1 protein-coding gene and 1 pseudogene are annotated in these 745 nt (G+C 20.5%); both read left to right on the top strand.

Annotation, left to right across the window (positions count from 1 at the left end; all coding sequences use genetic code 11):
* Nucleotides 1-113 precede the first annotated feature (113 nt).
* On the top strand, nucleotides 114-605 hold the full coding sequence (locus tag RI68_RS03325; protein ID WP_017193813.1) for an SVM family protein: 492 nt from the start codon (nucleotides 114-116) through the stop codon (nucleotides 603-605).
* Nucleotides 606-622: 17 nt separating this feature from the next.
* A pseudogene (locus tag RI68_RS03745) lies at nucleotides 623-745 on the top strand (SVM family protein); the annotation flags it as partial.

Raw genomic sequence — 745 nt, 5'->3', positions numbered from 1 at the left:
GATCAAAAATAAATATTTAATTAAATTTAAATAACTAAAAAATTATAAGACCTTTTGAATCCCTATACGAAATAATCACCTCAGATGAGAAATAAATAAAGGAGTTATTGTTAATGTTTAAAATTAAACATCATTTATTATTCTTAAATATATTTATATTTGCTTTCTTAGTATTATTTTTAATTACTAGTAATAATCCTATTATGGCGATGGGAAATAAACATAGTAATAATAAAGAAATTACCAACGATGAAGAATATGCTTTGTATATACAAGCAGAACTTGCAATACAAAACGAATTAACAAGCGTCAAAATTAATAATGAAAAAAAATTAGAACTTTTTTATAAACAAAGTTGTATTACAAAAACAATCACAAAATATAATAAAAGAAAAAACAATCATCAATTATCAATTTCCCATCATAATCAACCAGAAAGTTCTCGAAATAATTTACATTCTTTAACAAAAAATGATAATAATTTATCTGGCGATCTTCAATATATTAATTTTACAAAAAACAATTCTAATACATATTCAGTTGATAAACCAGAAAGTTCTAAAAAGAACAATTCTAAAAATAAAGGAGTGGTAATTAATGATTAAATTAAAAAAAACAATTTAAAATAATTTATCTTTGTTTAATAAATTTTATAGGATTATTATTTGTTGTTAATAATTATCAATTAATGGCGATGCAAAACAATAATTTATTAGATTCAAGAGCATCAGAGGAACATTTATAT

Origin of the sequence: Vaccinium witches'-broom phytoplasma str. VAC, assembly GCF_000309405.1 — a bacterium.
Lineage (GTDB): Bacteria > Bacillota_I > Bacilli_A > Acholeplasmatales > Acholeplasmataceae > Phytoplasma.
The sequence above is the reverse complement of the archived record's forward strand: the minus strand, read 5'-3'. Positions and strand labels throughout refer to the sequence as shown.